Annotated in this window: 13 protein-coding genes; 5 read left to right on the plus strand and 8 right to left on the minus strand. The window is 64.9% G+C overall.

Going from position 1 to position 19436, the window contains the following annotated elements:
• Window positions 1-12: 12 nt before the first annotated feature.
• Window positions 13-234, plus strand: coding sequence for a VF530 family protein (locus ACNQPL_RS12125; protein WP_346614458.1), 222 nt, complete (start codon window positions 13-15; stop codon window positions 232-234).
• A 1-nt stretch (window position 235) separates the two neighbouring features.
• Window positions 236-877, plus strand: coding sequence for a Pr6Pr family membrane protein (locus ACNQPL_RS12130; protein WP_416466852.1), 642 nt, complete (start codon window positions 236-238; stop codon window positions 875-877).
• A gap of 101 nt (window positions 878-978) precedes the next feature.
• On the opposite strand, the gene ACNQPL_RS12135 is transcribed toward ACNQPL_RS12130, so the two are convergent.
• From ACNQPL_RS12135 to ACNQPL_RS12145, 3 genes are all read right to left on the minus strand, one after another.
• The gene (locus ACNQPL_RS12135; RefSeq protein ID WP_416466853.1) at window positions 979-1737 is read right to left on the minus strand and encodes a siderophore-interacting protein; all 759 of its coding nucleotides are present in this window, start codon (window positions 1735-1737) and stop codon (window positions 979-981) included.
• Window positions 1730-2275: a PadR family transcriptional regulator gene (locus tag ACNQPL_RS12140; RefSeq protein ID WP_346614455.1), complete on the minus strand. Its 546-nt coding sequence runs from the start codon at window positions 2273-2275 to the stop codon at window positions 1730-1732. Before ACNQPL_RS12140 ends, ACNQPL_RS12135 begins: the two co-directional genes overlap by 8 nt.
• A gap of 89 nt (window positions 2276-2364) precedes the next feature.
• Window positions 2365-5502, minus strand: a complete 3138-nt coding sequence (locus ACNQPL_RS12145; protein WP_346614454.1) for a transglycosylase domain-containing protein — start codon at window positions 5500-5502, stop codon at window positions 2365-2367.
• A gap of 391 nt (window positions 5503-5893) precedes the next feature.
• Here ACNQPL_RS12145 and ACNQPL_RS12150 point away from each other — a divergent pair, with 391 nt between their 5' ends.
• Window positions 5894-7312 (plus strand): amino acid permease, encoded by a 1419-nt coding sequence (locus ACNQPL_RS12150; RefSeq protein WP_346614453.1) that lies wholly within the window; start codon window positions 5894-5896, stop codon window positions 7310-7312.
• 41 nt (window positions 7313-7353) lie between these two features.
• Here the strand turns inward: ACNQPL_RS12150 and ACNQPL_RS12155 are convergent, their stop codons facing one another.
• Both ACNQPL_RS12155 and ACNQPL_RS12160 read right to left on the minus strand, forming a co-directional pair.
• Window positions 7354-8973 carry an FMN-binding glutamate synthase family protein gene (locus ACNQPL_RS12155; RefSeq protein ID WP_346614452.1) on the minus strand — a complete coding sequence of 540 codons (1620 nt, stop codon included), beginning with the start codon at window positions 8971-8973 and terminating at the stop codon, window positions 7354-7356.
• A 133-nt stretch (window positions 8974-9106) separates the two neighbouring features.
• Window positions 9107-13390 carry a DEAD/DEAH box helicase gene (locus ACNQPL_RS12160; protein ID WP_416466854.1) on the minus strand — a complete coding sequence of 1428 codons (4284 nt, stop codon included), beginning with the start codon at window positions 13388-13390 and terminating at the stop codon, window positions 9107-9109.
• A 209-nt stretch (window positions 13391-13599) separates the two neighbouring features.
• On the opposite strand from ACNQPL_RS12160, the gene ACNQPL_RS12165 reads away from it, so the two are divergent.
• Window positions 13600-14013, plus strand: a complete 414-nt coding sequence (locus ACNQPL_RS12165; protein WP_346614450.1) for an NUDIX domain-containing protein — start codon at window positions 13600-13602, stop codon at window positions 14011-14013.
• Here ACNQPL_RS12165 and metR read toward each other — a convergent pair.
• A complete protein-coding gene (gene metR, locus ACNQPL_RS12170; protein WP_346614449.1) occupies window positions 13997-14914 on the minus strand; it encodes a transcriptional regulator MetR in 918 nt (305 codons plus the stop codon). The two genes, ACNQPL_RS12165 and metR, sit on opposite strands and share 17 nt — an antisense overlap.
• A gap of 196 nt (window positions 14915-15110) precedes the next feature.
• On the opposite strand from metR, the gene ACNQPL_RS12175 reads away from it, so the two are divergent.
• Complete coding sequence (locus ACNQPL_RS12175; RefSeq protein ID WP_416466855.1) at window positions 15111-16106, plus strand: alpha/beta fold hydrolase; 996 nt, start codon at window positions 15111-15113, stop codon at window positions 16104-16106.
• Between the two features lie 50 nt (window positions 16107-16156).
• Here the strand turns inward: ACNQPL_RS12175 and ACNQPL_RS12180 are convergent, their stop codons facing one another.
• Together ACNQPL_RS12180 and ACNQPL_RS12185 are read right to left on the minus strand one after the other, a co-directional pair.
• Complete coding sequence (locus ACNQPL_RS12180; protein WP_416466856.1) at window positions 16157-17485, minus strand: sigma-54-dependent transcriptional regulator; 1329 nt, start codon at window positions 17483-17485, stop codon at window positions 16157-16159.
• Entirely contained in the window at window positions 17482-19386 is a 1905-nt protein-coding gene (locus ACNQPL_RS12185; protein ID WP_416466857.1) for a sensor histidine kinase, read from the minus strand. Before ACNQPL_RS12185 ends, ACNQPL_RS12180 begins: the two co-directional genes overlap by 4 nt.
• Window positions 19387-19436 lie beyond the last annotated feature (50 nt).

A 19436-nucleotide genomic window follows, 5' to 3' on the forward strand; every position in this document is an offset into this window, starting at 1 on the left:
TGGAGCACTGGCATGAGCACGGCCCAACACAACGCGCTGCACGGCAAGACCCTCGAACAGATCCTCAACGAGCTGGTGGCGCACTACCAATGGCAGGGCCTGGCCGAGCGCGTGGACGTGCGTTGCTTCAAGAGCAACCCGAGCATCAAGTCGAGCCTGGCCTTCCTGCGCAAGACGCCCTGGGCGCGTGAGAAAGTCGAGCAGTTGTACGTGAAGCTGCAGCGCAACGCCTGAGATGCCGCGTCGTCCGTGGCTGACCCTGGCCGCCATGCTCGGCTGGCTGGGCCTGACCGTGCAGGTTTACCTGGTGCTGCTGGCGCGCTGGCAGGAGCAGGCCAGCCTGATTGGCGGGTTGATCAATGTGTTCGGCTATTTCACGGTGCTGACCAATACCTTGGTGGCTACGGTGCTCAGCTATGCGGCCTTCGGGCGCGAGTGTGGCGCGAAGCGTTTCTTCCTTTCGCCCTCGGTGAGCTCTGCGGTGGCTGCCAGTATCGTGCTGGTGGCGCTGGCCTACAGCGTGCTGCTGAGGCACCTGTGGCAACCGCAAGGTTGGCAGTGGCTGGCGGATGAGCTGCTGCACGATGTGATGCCTGCGCTGTACGTCCTGTACTGGTGGTTCGAGGTGCCCAAAGGGCATCTGCGCCTTTGGCACCTGGCGCTGTGGGCGCTGTATCCAGCTGTGTATTTAGCTTATGCGCTGTGGCGTGGCAGCGAGATCGGGGTTTACCCGTACCCGTTCATCGATGTGGCGACCCTGGGGTATGGGCAGGTGATGCTCAATGCGTTTGGCGTGCTGGCGGGGTTCTGGGTGATTTCGCTGGTGTTGCTGGGGCTGGATCGGTGGCGTGGGTGGCGGTTGCGGGATATTGCTTAGCTTGTGCCGGCCTCATCGCGGGCAAGCCCGCTCCTACAAGTTCTGTGGAGATCCTGTAGGAGCGGGCTTGCCCGCGATGAGGCCAGTACCGGCGCGACAGACTATTCGTCGTCTGCAGCCCCATCAGCTCGCCAGTAGGCAGCTGCCTTGAGCGCATCTTCTGCAGCACCCTTTTCCAGCAGCAGCGCTTTGACCTGCCGCGTCAGCGACTTCTCCAAGGCCACCCAGCTGTAGAGTTTCCCTTCAGGCAAGCTCAGCCCCTGCAGCACCGCCAGCAAGTCTTCCGCGCGCTTGACCCAGATGATTTCCACCTCAGCCTTGCTCGGCAGCGGCTGGCGCTCCTGCTCATCCTCGATCTGCACCACCGCCAGCACACGTCGCCCGGCTGGCAGTTCCTCGAGGCGCCGCCCGATCGCCGGAATGGCCGTTTCATCGCCAATCAGCAGGTAGCTGTCGAAGATATCCGGCACCACCATCGAAGCACGGGGGCCGGCAATGTTCAGCGTCTGCCCCGGTGCAGCCTGTGCGGCCCAGGTTGAAGCGGGGCCATCGCCGTGCAATACGAAGTCGATGTCCAGTTCATGGGTGACGAGGTCGATACGCCGTGGGGTGTACTCGCGCATGGTCGGCCGGGCACCGCCGTCGCGGCCCAGGTTGCGGGCGTCGATGGCCTGCTGTTGCTCGGCGGTTTCGGCGAACAGCAACTTGATGTGGTCGTCGCTACCCAGGCTGGTGAAGCCCTGCAGTTCGGGGCCGCCGAGGGTGATGCGGCGCATGCGCGGGGTCAGGTCGGTAACCCGCAGCACCTGCAGGCGACGCTGGCGGATTTCGTGGTTGACGCGGTGAATGGTGTCACTCATGGGCGTTCTCCATGGCAGGTTCGGCCGGCCCGGAGGCGATGGCCTTGGCGGTATCGTTGAGCAGCGTGCGGACCCGTTCGATCTCGTCCGGGTTCCAGCGGCCGCTGTGCATGTGCAGGGCATGGCGCAGGTTGCCGACCGCTTCATGAATCTCGGGCGGGCGGTCATGGCCGCGCAGGGCGCGCTTGCTGACTTCGATGCGCATGCGCACCCCGTCGAGGGCCACGGCCTGGTCGGTGAGGGCCGTGCGGCCGGCTGCGGTGATGGCGTAAAGGCGTTTGCTGCCTTGCACCTGGCCACTGATCAGCTCGGCCTCTTCAAGAAAGTTGAGCGTGGGGTAGATGACCCCGGGGCTGGGCGTGTAGCTGCCGTCGAACAGGTTCTCGATCTGGCGGATCAGGTCATAGCCATGGCCAGGCTGCTCGGCCAGCAGCGACAGCATCAGTAGTTTCAGGTCGCCCGGGGCGAATACCCGCGGGCCGCGTTCACCGCGGCCGGGGCGACGCTCGAAGGGGTCGTGGCTGGAATGGTCGCGCATCGATGACGGGCTCCGTGTGTTTAGATATATCGCAAGATATTACTCAAGATATATCTAAACACAAGCCGTCAAATGCAGATGATTATCATCTAAATGTTCGATGGGTGGGTCGCATGCATCGCCACCTGTGGCGGTTTGCACTCGTTGGGGTTGCCTGGCTCCAGGTACGGCATGAGGATCGGTGCCATGCCCTTGAGCACCTGAACGGGCAGCGCCGAGGTGAACTTGAACGCTTCCGCCGAGCGCCCCGGGACGAAGGCCGTCAGCGTGCCGAAGTGGTTGTCGCCAAGGAAGAACACGAACGTGGCGGTCCGGTTCAGCGAGCGCGAGCCGATCAGCCGGCCGCCGGCACCGAAGCTTTCGATGCGGTTGTCGCCGGTGCCGGTCTTGCCGCCCATCACCAACGGGGTGCCGTCATGCAGCTTGAAGCTGCCGGAGATACGCCGCGCGGTGCCTGCGTCGACCACTTGCGACATTGCCCCCTTGAGCGCCCTGGCCACTTCCACCGGGAGAATCCGTTGGCCACGGTCGGGGTCGCTGTTCAGCTTGGTTTCGTAGGGGGTGTCGGCGGCGAAGTGCAGGGTGTCGATACGCAGGGTGGGCAGGCGCACGCCGTCGTTCTGGATGATGCCCACCAGCTCTGAAAGCGCTGCCGGGCGGTCGCCGGAGCTGCCAATGGCGGTAGCCAGCGACGGCACCAGGTGATCGAACGGGTAGCCCACGCGCTTCCAGCGCTGATGGATGTCGGTAAAGGCTTCGATTTCGACCATGGTGCGGATGCGGCTGTCGCGGGCGCCCTGGTAACGGCTCTTGAACAGCCAGCCATAGACTTCCTGGCGCTCGAAACGGCTGGCGTTGACCATTTCGGTCAGCGTGGAACTCGGGTTTTTCAGCAGATAACCAAGCAACCACAGGTCCAAAGGATGGACCTTGGCGATATAGCCCTGGTCGGGCAGGTCGTATTTGCCGGGGCCGTAGCCTTCGTACATCTCCGCCAGGCGGCCGTCGGTGAGCTTGCCCAGGGCGATCTTGTCACCCTTGCTGTGGGCGCGGACAAAGGCGTTGAAAGTTTCCTGGCCGGCTTCAGGGAACAGATAACGGTGTACCGCCGCCAGGCGTTGCGGGGTGACCCGCATGCTGTCGAGGAAGGTGTCCAGGCGTTGCTGCGACGTCTTGCGCTGGTACTTCCTCCAGAAGCGCATCAGGTAGTTGGTGCCCTCCTTGTCGGCAAAGCGTGCGAGGTATTCCTGGCGGCGCGGGTCGGAGTCGTCCTTGAGCAGCGGTACCCGGTTGTACGGCTGCTGGTAGGTGACGTAGCGCACCAGGTCGCGCATCAGGCGGATGAACGGCAGGTTGATCGACTCGCGCAGGGCATCCTTGAGGGTCGGGTTGCGGCTGTTGTCTTCCTTGCGGAAGTTGTTGAACACGTGCATGCCGCCGCCGGTGAAGAAGGCCTCGCCAGTGTTGGCCGAATACTTGCGCTCCAGGGCGGCGTCGAGCATGGCGTCCAGGCTCTGGTTCTTGCTGTTCTGCGCCAGCCATTCCAGCGACCACTGGGAGATGCGGTCCAGTTCTGCAACGTCGACTTTCTTCAATTCGGCAGCGGGTTTGCCGGCGTACTTGTCGTGCAGTTCGGCAATGATCTCCAGGTAGGTGGTGAGTACCCGCAGCTTGGCCGTCGAGCCCAGTTCCAGCTTGCTGCCCTCGTTGATGTCGAAAGGCTGGTCGGTGCTGTCGGTCTGCACCCGTACCCGCGAACCATCAGCGGTGCGCTCGAACAGGGTGAAGCTGTAGCGCACCTGGTCGGTGGTCTTGGTGGTCAGCAGGCGCTCGCCGATCAGGCCCATCTGCGCGGCGAATACCGGGTCGGAAAGGTTCTTCAGGTACTGGCTGGCCTGCAGCTGCAGGTCGGCCTGCAAGGTGCTGGTGGCCGAGACGTCGAGGCGGTCGAGGTCGTACAACGGGCGGTTGAGCATCGCCGCCAGCCGGTTGCGCGCCAGGCTGATGCCTTTGTTGGTGATGATTGGCACGATAGTCGGCTGTGCTACCCAGTCGCGATAGACCGCCTTGCTGGCCAGGGCCGCGTCGGCCAATGGGCGGTCGATGATGGCGTTGGCAGCGAGCACGCGGATGTGCGAGTCGGTGAGCTCGGCAAGCTCCACCCGCCCCTTGGACAGGTAATGTGAAGGGCGGCGCTGGGCGATCATCAGCGACAGCACCTGGCGCAGCGCCAGGCCGCGTGCGGCCATGCTGTCGGCGTCTGTCGCGGTCGAGGTGAGCGCCTGGTTGACCTGGTCGAAATCGGCGCCGTACCACACCCGCAGCCCCTCGGCCATGCCGTGCACCTCGCCGTGGCCCGGCACCGCCGACAGCGGCACGCTGTTGAGGTAGTCGCGCACGATGCGCTGGCGGGCCTCTGTGGTATCAGGGCCACCCTGGTAAGCGCGCACGCTGGCGGAAATCATCTGGCGGATCTTCTCGGCGCCGGAGACGGTCAGGCCATCCGGCGAATGGCGGTACTTTTCCAGCTGCGTGGCCAGGGTACTGCCGCCGGCGGACTGGCCGGGCAGGGCCAGGTACTTGGCGACCTGGCTGTAGGCGGCCTTGGCAAAGCGTGGCCAGTCGACCGCCGGGTTGTTCTTCGGGTCTTTCGGGTCGAGCAGGTCGCGGTTTTCGATGAACAGCAGGCTGTTGACCATTACCGGCGGGATGGCGGCGAAGTCCGGGTACAGGTGTTGCGGGTAGTTGTACTGATACAGCGTGTCGCCACGGCAATCGGTGATCGACAGGCCAGCCTGAATTTTCTCGATATAGGGTGCGAACAGGCCGTGATCGACGTAGTTCATCAACGCCGGCGAGAACTTTACCTGCTCGCTGATCAGGTAGTCGCGTTTGAGCAGGCGCGGCAAGAACTCGCCCAGCGCGCTGTAACCCAGGCGTTTGTCGAACGGCCCTTCACCCGGGTAGACGATGGCATCGCTGGGCCCGGGCTGCAGCGAATAGGTCAGGGTGGTGGCCAGCCTGCTGAATTCCCGCGATTGCAGGTCGGACGTGCGGAATTCGTCATAGGCGGCGAAGCCGATGGCAATGATGCCCACCACCAGGATCAGCAGTATCAGCCGCCACCACAGCCGGCGCTGACGGGGGGACTTCGGCTGTGGCGTCTGGTCCAGAGGAGGTTCGGCTGCTTCCGTTCTGGTTGGTTCCGATTGCCACAGTGCGCCCATAGTCTTCAATCCGGCCAGGTATTTTCGTCTTGCTTGTCTGAAGCTTAGACGTTGACGGCAGGAGGTGAAAATTTTGTAGGAACTGCAGAAATGCAATGTGGGATATGCGGCTTTGGTGTGGGTTTCTTCATACAGCGATATTGCTAGGGTGGCTGCTACAGGCGTGGGGCAGGCCAGCCGGCCCCGGTTTCTCGCCAAATTTCTACGAATTAACAGTGAAAAGCCCTACCGCGGGCTTCCTATACTGCTCGGCCCCTTCGCCTTGCCGGCCGCTCTATTCCGGCATACGGGCCGGCCCACAAGGCCAGCCTGGCAAGCCACCGCCACGCCTACCGGCATGGCGGCTGCTGCACGAAGGTCATATCCAATAACAAAATGAGGTTGTATTGCTATGCCAGTCGGCAACCACCCTGCCCATGGCGAGACCGCACAAGGCGGCCCGCTCAAGCGTGAACTGGGCGAACGTCACATTCGCTTGATGGCACTGGGCGCCTGTATCGGCGTCGGTCTTTTCCTTGGTTCGGCCAAAGCAATTGAAATGGCCGGCCCTGCGATCATGCTTTCCTACATTATTGGCGGCCTGGCGATCCTGGTGATCATGCGCGCCCTTGGCGAGATGGCCGTGCACAACCCGGTCGCCGGGTCGTTCAGCCGCTATGCCCAGGACTACCTTGGCCCGTTGGCGGGCTTTCTGACCGGTTGGAACTACTGGTTCCTGTGGCTGGTGACCTGTGTCGCCGAAATCACCGCCGTGGCCATCTACATGGGCATCTGGTTCCCCGACGTGCCACGCTGGATCTGGGCGCTGGCGGCGCTGGGCAGCATGGGTGCGGTAAACCTGATCGCGGTCAAGGCGTTTGGCGAGTTCGAATTCTGGTTCGCCCTGATCAAGATCGTCACCATCATCGCCATGGTCCTGGGGGGCATCGGCATCATCGCCTTCGGCTTCGGTAACGACGGTGTTGCGGTCGGTATCTCCAACCTGTGGGGCAATGGCGGCTTCATGCCTAATGGCGTGACCGGCGTGCTGATGTCGCTGCAGATGGTGATGTTCGCCTACCTGGGCGTTGAAATGATCGGCCTCACCGCCGGCGAAGCGCGCAACCCGCAGAAAACCATCCCCCAGGCCATCGGCTCGGTGTTCTGGCGCATCCTGCTGTTCTACGTCGGTGCGCTGTTCGTGATCCTGTCGATCTACCCGTGGAACGAGATCGGCAGCCAGGGCAGCCCGTTCGTCATGACTTTCGAGCGCCTGGGGATCAAGACTGCCGCCGGCATCATCAACTTCGTCGTCATCACCGCCGCACTGTCGTCCTGCAACGGCGGCATCTTCAGCACCGGCCGCATGCTCTACAGCCTGGCGCAGAACGGCCAGGCCCCGGCCACCTTCGCCCGCACCTCGAAAAGCGGGGTACCGCGCAATGCGCTGCTGCTGTCGATCGGTGCCTTGCTGCTGGGCGTGCTGGCCAACTACCTGGTGCCGGAGAAGGTGTTCGTCTGGGTGACCTCGATCGCCACCTTCGGGGCGATCTGGACCTGGGTGATGATCCTGCTGGCGCAGATCAAGTTCCGCGCCGGGCTGTCTACCGCCGAGAGCAAGGCCTTGAAATACCGCATGTGGCTGTGGCCGCTGAGCTCCTACCTGGCCCTGGCCTTCCTGGTGCTGGTGGTGGGGCTGATGGCGTACTTCGAGGATACCCGCGTGGCGCTGTATATCGGCCCGGCGTTCCTGGTGTTGCTGACGGCCTTGTACTACACCTTCCGCCTGGCGCCGAAGGATCACCACGCGGTAGCCCGCACCGCCTCCTGATCTGAAGCCATGGGGGCCGCACACAGCGGCCCCCATGGTTGTCAGGCTGCCACTTCGCTGTTGGGCTCGAAGCTGTCCGCCCGGGCCAGTTGCCACATCCGCGAATAGAACTGCCCGTCCACCTCGCCCGTCAGCAACTCACCCGGCTTGAGGAACACGTGCATCTGCGAGAACAGCTTGATCTCGGTGGCCGAAACACGCCGCACCAGGTGCTTGGCTTCCAACTGCGCCGGATGTTCCAGGCCCGCTGCGGCAAGCATCTCTGCCAGCGCGCGCAGGGTATTGTGGTGGAAATTCAGCACCCGTTGGGCTTTGTCCGGCACCACCAGCGCCCGCTGGCGCAGCGGGTCCTGGGTGGCAACGCCGGTCGGGCATTTGTTGGTGTGGCAGCTTTGCGACTGGATGCAGCCGATGGCGAACATGAAACCGCGCGCCGAGTTGGCCCAGTCGGCGCCGATGGCGAGCACGCTGGCGATGTCGAAGGCACTGACGATCTTGCCACTGGCCCCTAGCTTGATCTTGTCGCGCAGGTTCAGGCCGACCAGGGTGTTGTGCACGAACAGCAGGCCTTCGCGCAGCGGTACGCCGATATGGTCGGTGAACTCCACCGGCGCCGCGCCGGTGCCGCCCTCCTTGCCGTCGACGACGATGAAGTCAGGCAGGATGCCGGTTTCCAGCATGGCTTTGGCGATGCCCATGAATTCCCACGGGTGGCCCAGGCAGAACTTGAAGCCCACCGGTTTGCCGCCGGACAGCTCGCGCAGCTGGGCGATGAACTGCATCATCTCGATGGGCGTGGAGAAGGCGCTGTGGCGCGACGGCGAGATGCAGTCCTCGCCCATGAGGATGCCGCGGGTTTCGGCAATTTCCTCGGTCACCTTGTGCTTGGGCAGGATGCCGCCGTGGCCGGGCTTGGCGCCCTGGCTCATCTTGATCTCGATCATCCGCACCTGTGGGCTGCGCGCCTGGGCGGCAAAGCGCTCGGGGTCGAAACGGCCGTCTGCCGTGCGGCAACCGAAGTAACCGCTGCCCAGTTCCCAGACCAGATCGCCGCCGTGTTCGCGGTGGTAGGGGCTGATGCTGCCTTCGCCGGTGTCATGGTGGAAGTTGCCCAGCTTGGCGCCCTGGTTGAGGGCGCGGATGGCATTGGCGCTGAGCGAGCCGAAACTCATGGCGGAAATGTTGAAGATCGACGCCGAATACGGCTGGCTGCACTGTGGCCCGCCGACGATGATGCGAAAGCTCGCAGGGTCGGCCAGCGGCGCCGGGCGCATGGAGTGGCCGATGAATTCGAAACCTGACTCGTAGACGTCGATCAGGGTACCGAAGGGTTTGTCCGAGGCTTCGTTCTTGGCCCGCGCATACACCAGCGAACGTTGCGCCCGGGAGAAGGGCAGGGCGTCGCTGTCGGCCTCCAGCAGGTACTGGCGGATTTCCGGGCGGATGCCCTCGACCAGGTAGCGGATGTTGCCCAGGATCGGGTAGTTGCGGCGCACCGCGTGGCGCTGCTGCAGCAGGTCGAACAAGCCGATCAGGCTGAGCACGGCGGTGGTCAGGGTGAACGGCCATAGCCATTCGTGGTGGAGGAACGGCAGGCTGGCCAGGGTGAACAACACACACGCGGCAAACACTGCATAGCGACTGAGAAGTGACAGGCTCATACGGGGTCCTTACGATGGCGCGGTCAGGCTCAGGGCCTGGGGCAAACCCCGACCATAGCCGGGTTGAGCGACGCTGAAAATTAAATTCGGGGTATCGAAAATCATTCGCGCCGGCTGCTTGCCAGTGGCGGCCTCACTCAGATGTATCGCGCAGCAACTTCTGCCGCCACGCTTGTTGCTCATGCGCCGGTCCATCCGCCAGGAACGCGTACCGCCCGGCCACCCGCACCGCCACCGGCACGCCATCGCGGTACAGCAAGCGGTTGCCGCTGACAGCCGGCACTTTCGCCCCAGGCAACAAAGACCCGACCAGATTCAGCGGGTCGCTGGCACTGACCAGCACCAGCGCGCCGTCCAGCGCTCGCCGGCGCACCTGGCGCAACAACCCGACGGCCTCCGGCAAGGCAAACTGTTCCCCGGCCAACCCCGCGATGAAGCGCCCACCCCGAATCTCACCGCGTGCCTCCAGCCGGTGATAGCAGCGCAGCAGGTCGCGCCAAGCGGGCAGCACATCGCTTTCGCGCTCCAGCAGCCGCCAGCAGATCACCCCATAACGACGCAGCAGGCTGCGGGCGATGTGTTCCAGGCGCTGGCTTTCATCCAGCGCGGCACTGCCCCTGCGCAACAGCGCCCAGCGCCCGGCGTGGGCCATGCTGCTGGACATCGGCGGGTGGCCACGCCTGCTGTTGCGCGATGTGCGTTTCGCCGCCGGGGTGATCAGGCTGCGCAGCCCGGTGAAACTGTCGGCGCCCACCAGGCCGGAGCCGACCAGCTCCTGCAGGGCTGCCTCCAGCTCGCTGGGCAGCAGGTGGGCCTCCTGTGTCAGCTCGTCGAAGAACAGCGCGCCATGCGCTTGCAGCACTTCATGCACGCGTTGGGCACGCGGGCCGAGCCCCTCCAGTGCAGGTAGGGGGGCGAGGCTGCGCCAGAGCGCCAGGTGCTCCCGGGGCAGCAGCACCAGCGGCGTACTCGCCAAGGTATTGCTGGAAACCGTTGTCGCCAGCCGGCTCCAGGCAAACTGCCCGCTGCGGCAGGCATCGTCGAGCCAGTGCCGGCTGTAGTCCTTGATCCGCGCGGGCAGCAACTCCGCCTCCCAAGCGCCAGCGGCGCCAGGGAAGCCTTGCAACTGCTCGAGCACTTCGGCTACCGCCAGCGGCCCGCGCAGTCGTTCGTCGTTTGCCAGGTGCTGCCAGTCGAACAGAAAGCGCATGAAGTCCTGCAGGCTGACCGGCTCGATTTCCCGGCGCAGGCGCTTCACCGTGTAGCGATGGATGCGCGCGAGCAGGTGGCGTTCGCACCATTGCGGCTGAGTTTGGCCAGGGCTGAAGTGGCCACGCAGCACGTACCCTTCGGCTTCGAGCCGGGCCAAGGCCTGTTCGACGGCCGCTGCAGGCTTGCCGAGCGGTTCGGCGATCTGCGCCAGAGTCAGCGGGCCATGGCCGCTCAGGCGCGAGCGCAGCAACTCGATCAACGCGCTGTCCGGATCGAGGGCCTGATCGAACCCGGGCAGCACGTCCAGGTCGGGCTCATGGCGGGCGTGGGGATACAGCGCTTGCAGCAGGTTCATGCGCTCACGGGCCAGCCACAACTGCTCAGCGGGCAGGCGCAGCGCCCGGCCGGCCTTGGCCAACTGCCGGAGCAGCAGCGCCCAGGTCGGGTTGGCCTGCACTTCGTGCTGGCTGATGGCGCCGAGGCTCATCAACGCTTCGTGCATCTCGTCAGTGCCACCGGGCTGCGGCCAGGCTTCAGCCTCTACGGCGCTGATGGCGTCGGCATCCAGCGCACCCAGGTCATCGCCGCTGTGCACCTCGTTCCAGCGCCGGTTGAGCACCGCCTGGGTGCGCCGTTCTTCCAGTGGCGCATCGTCGAGGAAGGCGTAGGGCCTGGCATTGAGAATGGCCGAGGCCAGAGGCGATGGCGCAGGCAAGTCGCGGCACAGCAGGCGCACTTCGCCGTTTTCCATGCGCCGTAGCAGGGCTAGCCAGCCTTCGCTGTCCATGGCTTCGTGCAGGCAGTCGTCGAGCGTCTGCTCGACCAGCGGGTGATCAGGGATCTGCCGTTCCCCGGCGATGTTTTCCAGGCAAGCGATCTGGTCGGGGAACACCGCGGCGATCAGGTCTTCGCTCTTCATGCGCTGGATCTGCGGGGCAACCTTGCGCCCGCCGACGAAGCGCGGCAGCGCCATCGCTACCGCCGCATTCCAGCGCCAGCGCACTCCGAACAAGGGGGCGTCGAGCAGTGCCTGGACCAGCGTCGCCTCGGCGTTGCGGCTGGACAGGTAGCGCCAGACCTCGTCCAGATCGAAGCTGTGGCTGGTGGAAAGCGACAGTACGATGGCGTCCTCGCTGGCCGCGGCCTGCAGCTCGAAATTGAACGTGCGGCAGAAGCGTTTGCGCAGCGCCAGCCCCCAGGCGCGGTTGATGCGGCTGCCGTAGGGCGAATGGATGATCAGCTGGGTGCCGCCAGACTCGTCGAAAAAACGCTCCATGATCAAGGTTTGTTGCGAGGGCAGGGCGCCCAGCACTTCACGGGTGCGGCCAAGATAGTCGAGCAGTTGGCTGGCACAGGCCTGGTCCAGCGCGAAAGCGCTTTGCAACCACGCCAGCACGGGGGCGAGATCGCCGCCGCTCAGCCGCAATTGTTCATCGATGCGGGCCTGCAGGCGGGCCACCGCAGCGGATAATTCGTCACTGCGCCCCGGTGCCTCGCCCAGCCAGAACGGAATGGTCGGCGGCAGGCCATGGGCGTCCTCCACCCGCACCCGGCCGGGTTCGACCCGCACGATGCGGTAAGAGGCATTGCCCAGCTGGAAAATGTCACCGGCGATGCTCTCCACCGCAAAATCTTCGTTGACGCTGCCGATGTTCAGCGCCTGCGGCTCCAGCAGCACGGCATAGTCGGCCGTCTCGGGGATGGTGCCGCCACTGGTCAGCGCGGTCAGCTGGCTACCCCGGCGCCCGCGCAAGGTGCCGGTGACTGCATCGCGGTGCAGGTAGGCGCTGCGCACGCCCAGGCGGCCGTTGTAGCCCTCGGCGAGTATGCGCAGCAACGCCTGGTAATGGGTGACGTCGAGTTCGGCATAGGGCGTAGCCTGGCGCAGGCAGTCGAACAGCGCCTGTTCCTGCCAGGGCTGGTTGCTGGTTTCGGCGACGATCTGTTGGGCCAGCACATCCAGCGGGGCGTTGGGGATATGCAACCGGTCGAGTTCGCCCTGGCGCACGCAGTCGAGCAGGGCCGTGCATTCGATCAGGTCATCGCGCGAGGTGGGGAACAAGCGCCCTTTGGGGATGCCCTCCACCTGGTGGCCGGAGCGGCCGACCCGCTGCAGGAAGCCGGCAATCGACCCAGGTGAAGCGATCTGGCAGACCAGGTCGACATCGCCGATATCGATGCCCAACTCCAGTGACGCAGTGGCCACCAGCACCTGCAACTGGCCGCGCTTCAGGCGTTGTTCCGCGTCCAGGCGCAGCTCCTTGGCCAGGCTGCCGTGGTGCGCGGCCACGGCCTCCTTGCCCAGGCGGTCGCCGAGGTGGCGAGTGAGGCGTTCGGCCAGGCGCCGGGTGTTGACGAACACCAGCGTCGTGCGGTGCTCGCGGGCGAGGGTTGCCAGGCGGTCGTAAACCAGGTTCCAGACGTCCGTGGCCATGACTGCGCCCAAGGGCACTGGCGGCACTTCAAGGGCCAGGTCGCGCTGGCGGGCATGGCCGATATCGACGATCGCGCAGGGTCGTTGATGGCCGACCAGAAACTGCGCCACGCGCTCGACCGGGCGCTGGGTAGCGGACAGACCCACGCGCCTTAGTGGCCGCCCCGACAACACCTGCAGGCGTTCCAGCGTCAGCGCCAGGTGAGCGCCGCGCTTGTTGCCGGCGAGGGCATGGATCTCGTCGATGATCACCGTGTGCACGCTGGCCAGCCCGGCGCGGCCCGAGGCCGAGCCCATCAGCACATAGAGCGATTCCGGCGTGGTCACCAGGATATGCGGCGCCAGCTTGCGCATGGCTGCACGGTCTTTCTGAGGCGTGTCGCCGGTACGCACCGCGGTGCTGATACGCGGCGCCTTGAGGCCTTGATCTTCGAGCGCCTGGCTGATGCCTTCCAGCGGCGTCTGCAGGTTCAGGCGAATGTCGTTGGACAGCGCCTTGAGCGGGGAAACGTAGACGACCTGGGTTTGCGCGGGCAATTCGCCGCCGTGTTCAAGGCCTTGGCGGAACAATTCGTCGAGTACCGCGAGAAAGGCACTCAAGGTCTTGCCCGAGCCGGTCGGTGCGGCCAGCAGCATCGACTGGCCGGCGTGGATCAATGGCCAGGCACGGGCCTGGGCGTCGGTGACCGTGGCGAAATGGCGACGGAACCAGGTGCCGACGGCGGGGTGGAACAGCTCCAGCACCGGGTGCTGATGGGCGGGCAGGTTCATGCCATGGTTATGGCGGCTCGGCGGCGGCTTGGCAAGGGGCCGTTCGTCTGTGAGATTTTTCTGTCTGCGCTGGCCCTATCGCGGGTAAACCCGCTCCTACAGGGATTGCGAAGAACCTGTAGGAGCGGGTTTACCCGCGATAGGGCCAGCCTTGTCAGGCCCACAAGCCCATGGGATCCTCCCTCCGCCATTTTCCAGCGAGCCCACCCATGCCCAACATCATCCGTATCGCCGCCGCCCTGCTCATCGACCCTCAAGGCCGCACCCTGCTGGTGCGCAAGCGCGGCACCCAGGCCTTCATGCAGCCGGGTGGCAAGATCGATGCGGGCGAGTCGCCGGTAGAGGCGCTGGTGCGTGAACTGCATGAGGAGCTTGGCCTGCGCATCGATCCGGCACAGGCCGCACCTATGGGCGTCTTCAGCGCCCCGGCTGCCAACGAGCCGGGCTTTGAAGTGCACGCTGAGCTGTTTCGGGTCGACACTGCCGAGGCCGTGGTGCCGGCAGCAGAAATCGAAGAGGTGGTCTGGGTGGCTGCAGACCAGGCGCTGGCTGTAGCGCTGGCGCCGCTGACCCGCGACCTGATCCTGCCGTTGTACCGCCAGGCCGTCAGCGTACCGCGCTGACCCCATCGAGGGTGGCGAACGACGTGTCCTTGGCGGTCAGCAGGAAGTCGCGCATGTACGGCGCATCGAGCATGTCGGTGCGTACCGCCGCATAAAGCGTGGCAAACAGGCCTTTCTCGCCCAGGCGCTTGCCTTTGACGTAGCCGCGCGAGCTGTATTCATGCAGCGCCCAATGCGGCATGCCGCATACCCCGCGCCCGCTGGCTACCAGCTGCATCATCATCACTGTCAGCTCCGAGGTGCGCACGGCGGCCGGCTCGATGTCGGCCGGCTCCAGGAAACGGGTGAAGATGTCCAGGCGGTCGCGTTCCACCGGGTAGGTGATGAGGGTCTGGTCGAGCAGGTCCTGGGGCACGATGAACGGCTTGCTCGCGAGCGGGTGCTGGTTGGCCACGGCAATCATGGCTTCGTAGGTGAACAGTGGCACGTAGGTAATGCCGGGCAGGTCCAGCGGATCGGAAGTCACCACCAGGTCCAGGTCGCCGCGGGCCAAGGCAGGCAGCGGGGCAAAGGCAAACCCCGAGGCCAGGTCCAGCTCGACTTCAGGCCAGGCATCGCGGAACTGGTCGATGGTTGGCATCAGCCACTGGAAGCAGCTATGGCATTCGATGGCCATGTGCAGCCGCCCCGCTGTACCGCCGGCCAGGCGGGCGATATCACGCTCGGCGCCGCGCAGCAGCGGCAGGGTGGCATCGGCCAGCTGCAGCAGGCGCAAGCCGGCGCTGGTGAAGCGGATCGGCTTGGTCTTGCGCACGAACAGCGGCAAGCCCAGGCGCTCTTCCAGCTCCTTGAACTGGTGCGACAGCGCCGATTGGGTCAGGTGCAGGCGCTCAGCGGCCTCCACCAGGCTATCGGCCTCGCGTAGCGCGTGAAGGGTTTTCAGGTGGCGCATCTCCAGCACGGCAGGCTCCGAGAGAAAAATTTGAGTTAACAAGGAATGAGTTGAGTTTCCCTCATGCTGCGGGTGCTGTCGACTGGACCTTCGGCCGCACCGCTCGGCAGCGTTCATCAAACTGTCACCGAACTGTGGCAGCGCGGCTGAATTGAATTCATCAGACTCGCGCTCTACTGGGGATCTGCATTCTGGTGTTTCTTTCATGCGGGCTTTACTGCTGTTTTTGTGCTTTCTGGTCAGCGTTCCGGCGAGCTTCGCCGATCAGCGCTGTGATGCTCACGTAGCGGTTCAACGGGCCGAACTGGGTGACCTGAGCCTGGTTTACCAGAGCGTCGGTGCGCCCCGTGACCCGGCGTTATTGCTGGTGATGGGGCTGGGTGGGCAATTGATCCACTGGCCGGACGATGTGGTCGAGGCGTTGTGCCGCCAGGGCTTTCGGGTGATTCGCTACGACAATCGCGATGTCGGCCTGTCACGCTGGAACCAGCTGCCCCCTTCGGCCAACCTGACCGTCGAGCTGCTGCGCTACAAGCTTGGGTTGCCAGTTGCCGCACCTTATACGTTGACCGACATGGCGGGTGATGGGCTGCGCCTGATGGATGCATTGGGCATTCGCCAATTCCATGTACTGGGTGTGAGCATGGGTGGAATGATCGCCCAACACCTGGCAGCGATGGCACCGGTGCGGGTGCGCAGCCTGACCCTGGTGATGTCCAGCTCCGGCGCAGCAGGCCTGCCCGCGCCGGACCCTGCACTGGTGCAGCTGCTGGCCCGGCGCAGTGCGCCCAATCGCGAGGTGGCGATCGAACAGCAGGCCGACCTGCTGGCGGCGCTGGGCAGCCCGCAGGTGCGCGATGACCGGGCAGCGCTGTTGGAGCAGGCTGCGGTGGCTTACGACCGGGCGTTCAACCCCGAGGGCGCGAAGCGTCAGATCATGGCGATTCTCGCCGAACCTAGCCGGGTGGCGTTGCTGAACGCATTGCGCGTGCCGACCCTGGTGGTGCATGGCACGGCCGATCCGTTGTTGCCGGTGATGCATGGTGTGCACCTGGCGGCTCATATCCAGGGCAGCCAGTTGCGGCTGATACCGGGGTTGGCGCACCGCTTCCAGGAGCCGTTCAAGGCGCCGTTGCTGGGGGCGGTGTTGCCTTACCTGCAGTCACATCGCCAGGACGTTACGCACATTGCCGGCCTGTGATATCAGCGCTCTTTACGCGGGTTTACCCGCGAAGCAGAGCGCATCTGTTTTCAGCCAAGCCCGTACTTCTTCACCTTGTCGAACAGCGTGGTCTTGGCCATGCCCAGATCCTGGCTGGCCTGGCTGAGGTTGCCACCCGTGCGCTGCAACGCATCGCTGAGCAGGTTGCGCTCGAACGCTTCAACCGCCTCGGCGAACCCCAGGCCTTGGCTGGCACCGCCGCTAGGGCCTTTCTTGAACGCCGGCAGGCCCAGGGCATAGCGCTCGGCAACATTGCGCAGTTCACGCACGTTGCCTGGCCAGTCGTGAGCCATCAGGCGCGACAGGGTCTGGCTGTCCAGGGTCGGCGCTTCGCGGTCGAAGCGTAGCGCCGACTGCTGCAGGAAGTGCTCGAACAACTGCAGGATATCCTCGCGGCGCTCGCGCAGCGGTGGCAGTTCCAGGGTCACGACGTTCAGGCGGTAGTACAAGTCGCTGCGGAACTGCCCGCTCTGGCCAAGGGCATCGAGGTCGGCCTTGGTGGCGGCGATCACCCGGCAATCCACCGCGATGCTCTGGTTCGAGCCCAGGCGCTCCAAGGTACGCTCCTGCAATACCCGCAGCAGTTTGATCTGCAGGTTGATCGGCATGCTCTCGACTTCATCGAGGAACAATGTGCCGCCATTGGCGTGCTCGATCTTGCCGATGCGGCGCTTGCCCGCACCGGTAAAGGCATTCGCCTCGTGGCCGAAAATTTCGCTTTCGAACAGGTTTTCCGGCAGGCCGCCGCAGTTCAACGCGACGAACGGCTGGTTCTGGCGGCGGCTGAAGTCGTGCAGGCAGCGGGCAACCAGCTCTTTGCCGGTACCGGTTTCGCCTTCGATCAGCACGTTGGCCGAGGTGTCGGCGACGTTGGCGATCAGTTCACGCAGCTGTTCCATGGCCGGCGAGCGGCCAATGATGCGGCCCTCCAGGCTGCTCTGCTCGGCGAGCTGGCGGCGCAGGGCCAGCACCTCACGCGACAACCCGCGCTGTTCGAGGGCGCGGCGCACCACATCGACCAGGCGCTCTGGCGAGAAGGGCTTTTCCATGAAGTCGTAGGCGCCGTTGCGCATGGCACCCACCGCCATGTCGATATCACCGTGACCTGTGATCAGCACCACCGGCAGGCTGCGGTCGCGCGCCTTGAGGCGGTTGAGCAGTTCGAGGCCGTCGATGCCCGGCAGGCGGATGTCGCTGACGACGATACCGGCGAAGTCATCACCGATACGTTCCAGCGCCTGCTCGGCGCTGCCCACACCTTCGCAGGCGATGTCTTCCAGGGCCAGCGCCTGCTGGCAACCGAGCAGCACATGCGGGTCGTCTTCGACGATCAGGACGGTAAGAGGCGCTTGGTTCATGGTTGCTCTGCCGATTCGTTAGGGGGGGAGACCAGCGGCAGAGCGAGGACGAAGGCCGTTCCGCCGCTGGCTGGGTGTTCGACGTTGAGGCTGCCTTTGGCCGCAGCGGCAAGGCTCGCCGACAGGGTCAGGCCCAGGCCCAGGCCATGTTCGCCCGGCTTGGTGGTGAAGAACGGTTCGAACAGGTGCTTGCGCGCTTCGGCATCGATGCCGTGGCCATTGTCGCGCACCCGCAGGCGGTATTTGTCGCCTTGCAGCTCGCCTTCCAGCCACAGCTCAGGCAGGGGCTGGGTGGCCATGGCATCGAGGGCGTTGCCGATCAGGTTGACCAGGATCTGCTCCAGGCGGGTCTGGTCGATGGCCAGTTGCTGGTCGTCGAACTGGCTGTGCAGCTTCAGGTGGCAACCGCTGATGCGGTTGGCCAACACCTGCAAGGTGGCCTCGACAGCCTTGGCCAGCGAGGCCTGGCCGCGGTCGTCGCCACGCCGGGCGAACGAGCGCAGGCTGGCGGTGATGCGGCCCATGCGGTCGATCAGGTCGTTCATGGTGCGCAGGTTGGTGCTGGCGGTTTCCAGCGCGCCGCGCTCGAGGAAGCGCACGGTATTGCCGGACAAGGTGCGCAGCGCCGCCAGCGGCTGGTTGAGCTCGTGGGCAATGCTGGTGGACATCTGCCCGATGGCCGCCAGCTTGCCGGCCTGTACCAGTTCGTCCTGGGCATGGCGCAGTGTCTGTTCGGCGTGGCGGCGCTCGCGAATCTGGCCCTTGAGCCGTTCGTTGCTGGCGCGCAGGTCGGCGGTGCGGTCGGCGATGCGCCGCTCCAGCTGGCTGTTGGCTTCTTCCAGCGCCTCGCGCGCGGCCAGGCGGGTGGCGATCACCTTGCGCCGCTCGTTCCAGGCGATGCCAAGTATCGCCAGCAGGGCGAACGCCACGCCGACCAGAATGCCTTGCACCATCGATTCGCGGCGCAAGTCCTGCAAAGGGGTGAGCAGGGTGAAATGCCAGGGGGTATCCACCAGGCGCCGCGTTTGCGCCAGGTACGCAACCTCATGGGGTTTGCCGTGGGCGGTTTCGCTGTTGGCCGGGAAGGTCAATTTCTCCACGCCATCGGCCAGCGTCTCGCGGGCCAGCGGCTGCAGCTCGTTCAGTGGCCACCAGTAATATTGCAGGCTACGCGCCAGCCGCTCCTTGATTTGCGGCGTCAGCGGGCGTACCGACTTCAAGCGCCGCGCAGGGTCGCTGGAGAGGATGATGATGCCGTTTTCGTCGCTGACGAAGGCTTCCAGGCGGGCGCGCTGCCAGCGCTCCTCAAGGGTGTCGAGGCGCACCTTGATCACCGCCACGCCAATGATCTTGCCGTGTTCTTCCAGGCCATGGGCCAGGTAGTAGCCGGCTTCGCCGGTGGTGCTGCCGATGCCGTAGAAACGGCCCGGTTCGCCACGCACGGCGGTCTGGAAGTAGGCACGGAATGACAGGTCTTCACCGAGGAACGAGTCGGCATCGCGCCAGTTGCTGGTGGCCTGCACCCGGCCATTGGTATCGAGGACGAAGATCGCCCGGCTGCGGCTGCGGCGGTTGAGGCCTTCGAGGTATTCGTTGACGGTCTGCCGGTTGGCGCCATCAGGGTTGGTGAGCAACAGCGACACGCTGTCTTCCAGCTCCAGCAGGCTCGGCAAGTAGGTGTACTTGCTGATTTCGCTTTCGACCGTGCGTGCGTGCAGCTCCAGCTGGCGTTCGCCGTTTTCGCTGAGGGCGCGGATGCCGTTGCTTTCGCTGACCAGATAACCGGCCAGGCCCAAACCGACCATCAACAGGATGACCAGGGGCGGTAGCAACAATTGGCGGATCAGGCGGGATTTCACGGCAGGCTTGGCAGGGAGAAGTAGCGAGGGGTCGCATTTCATCACAGTGGCCTTGTCACGACCAGCATCCGCTGCCCGGAGCAACCCGGGGC

It is taken from the genome of Pseudomonas sp. LFS044 (assembly GCF_047978245.1).
Classification (GTDB): Bacteria; Pseudomonadota; Gammaproteobacteria; order Pseudomonadales; family Pseudomonadaceae; genus Aquipseudomonas.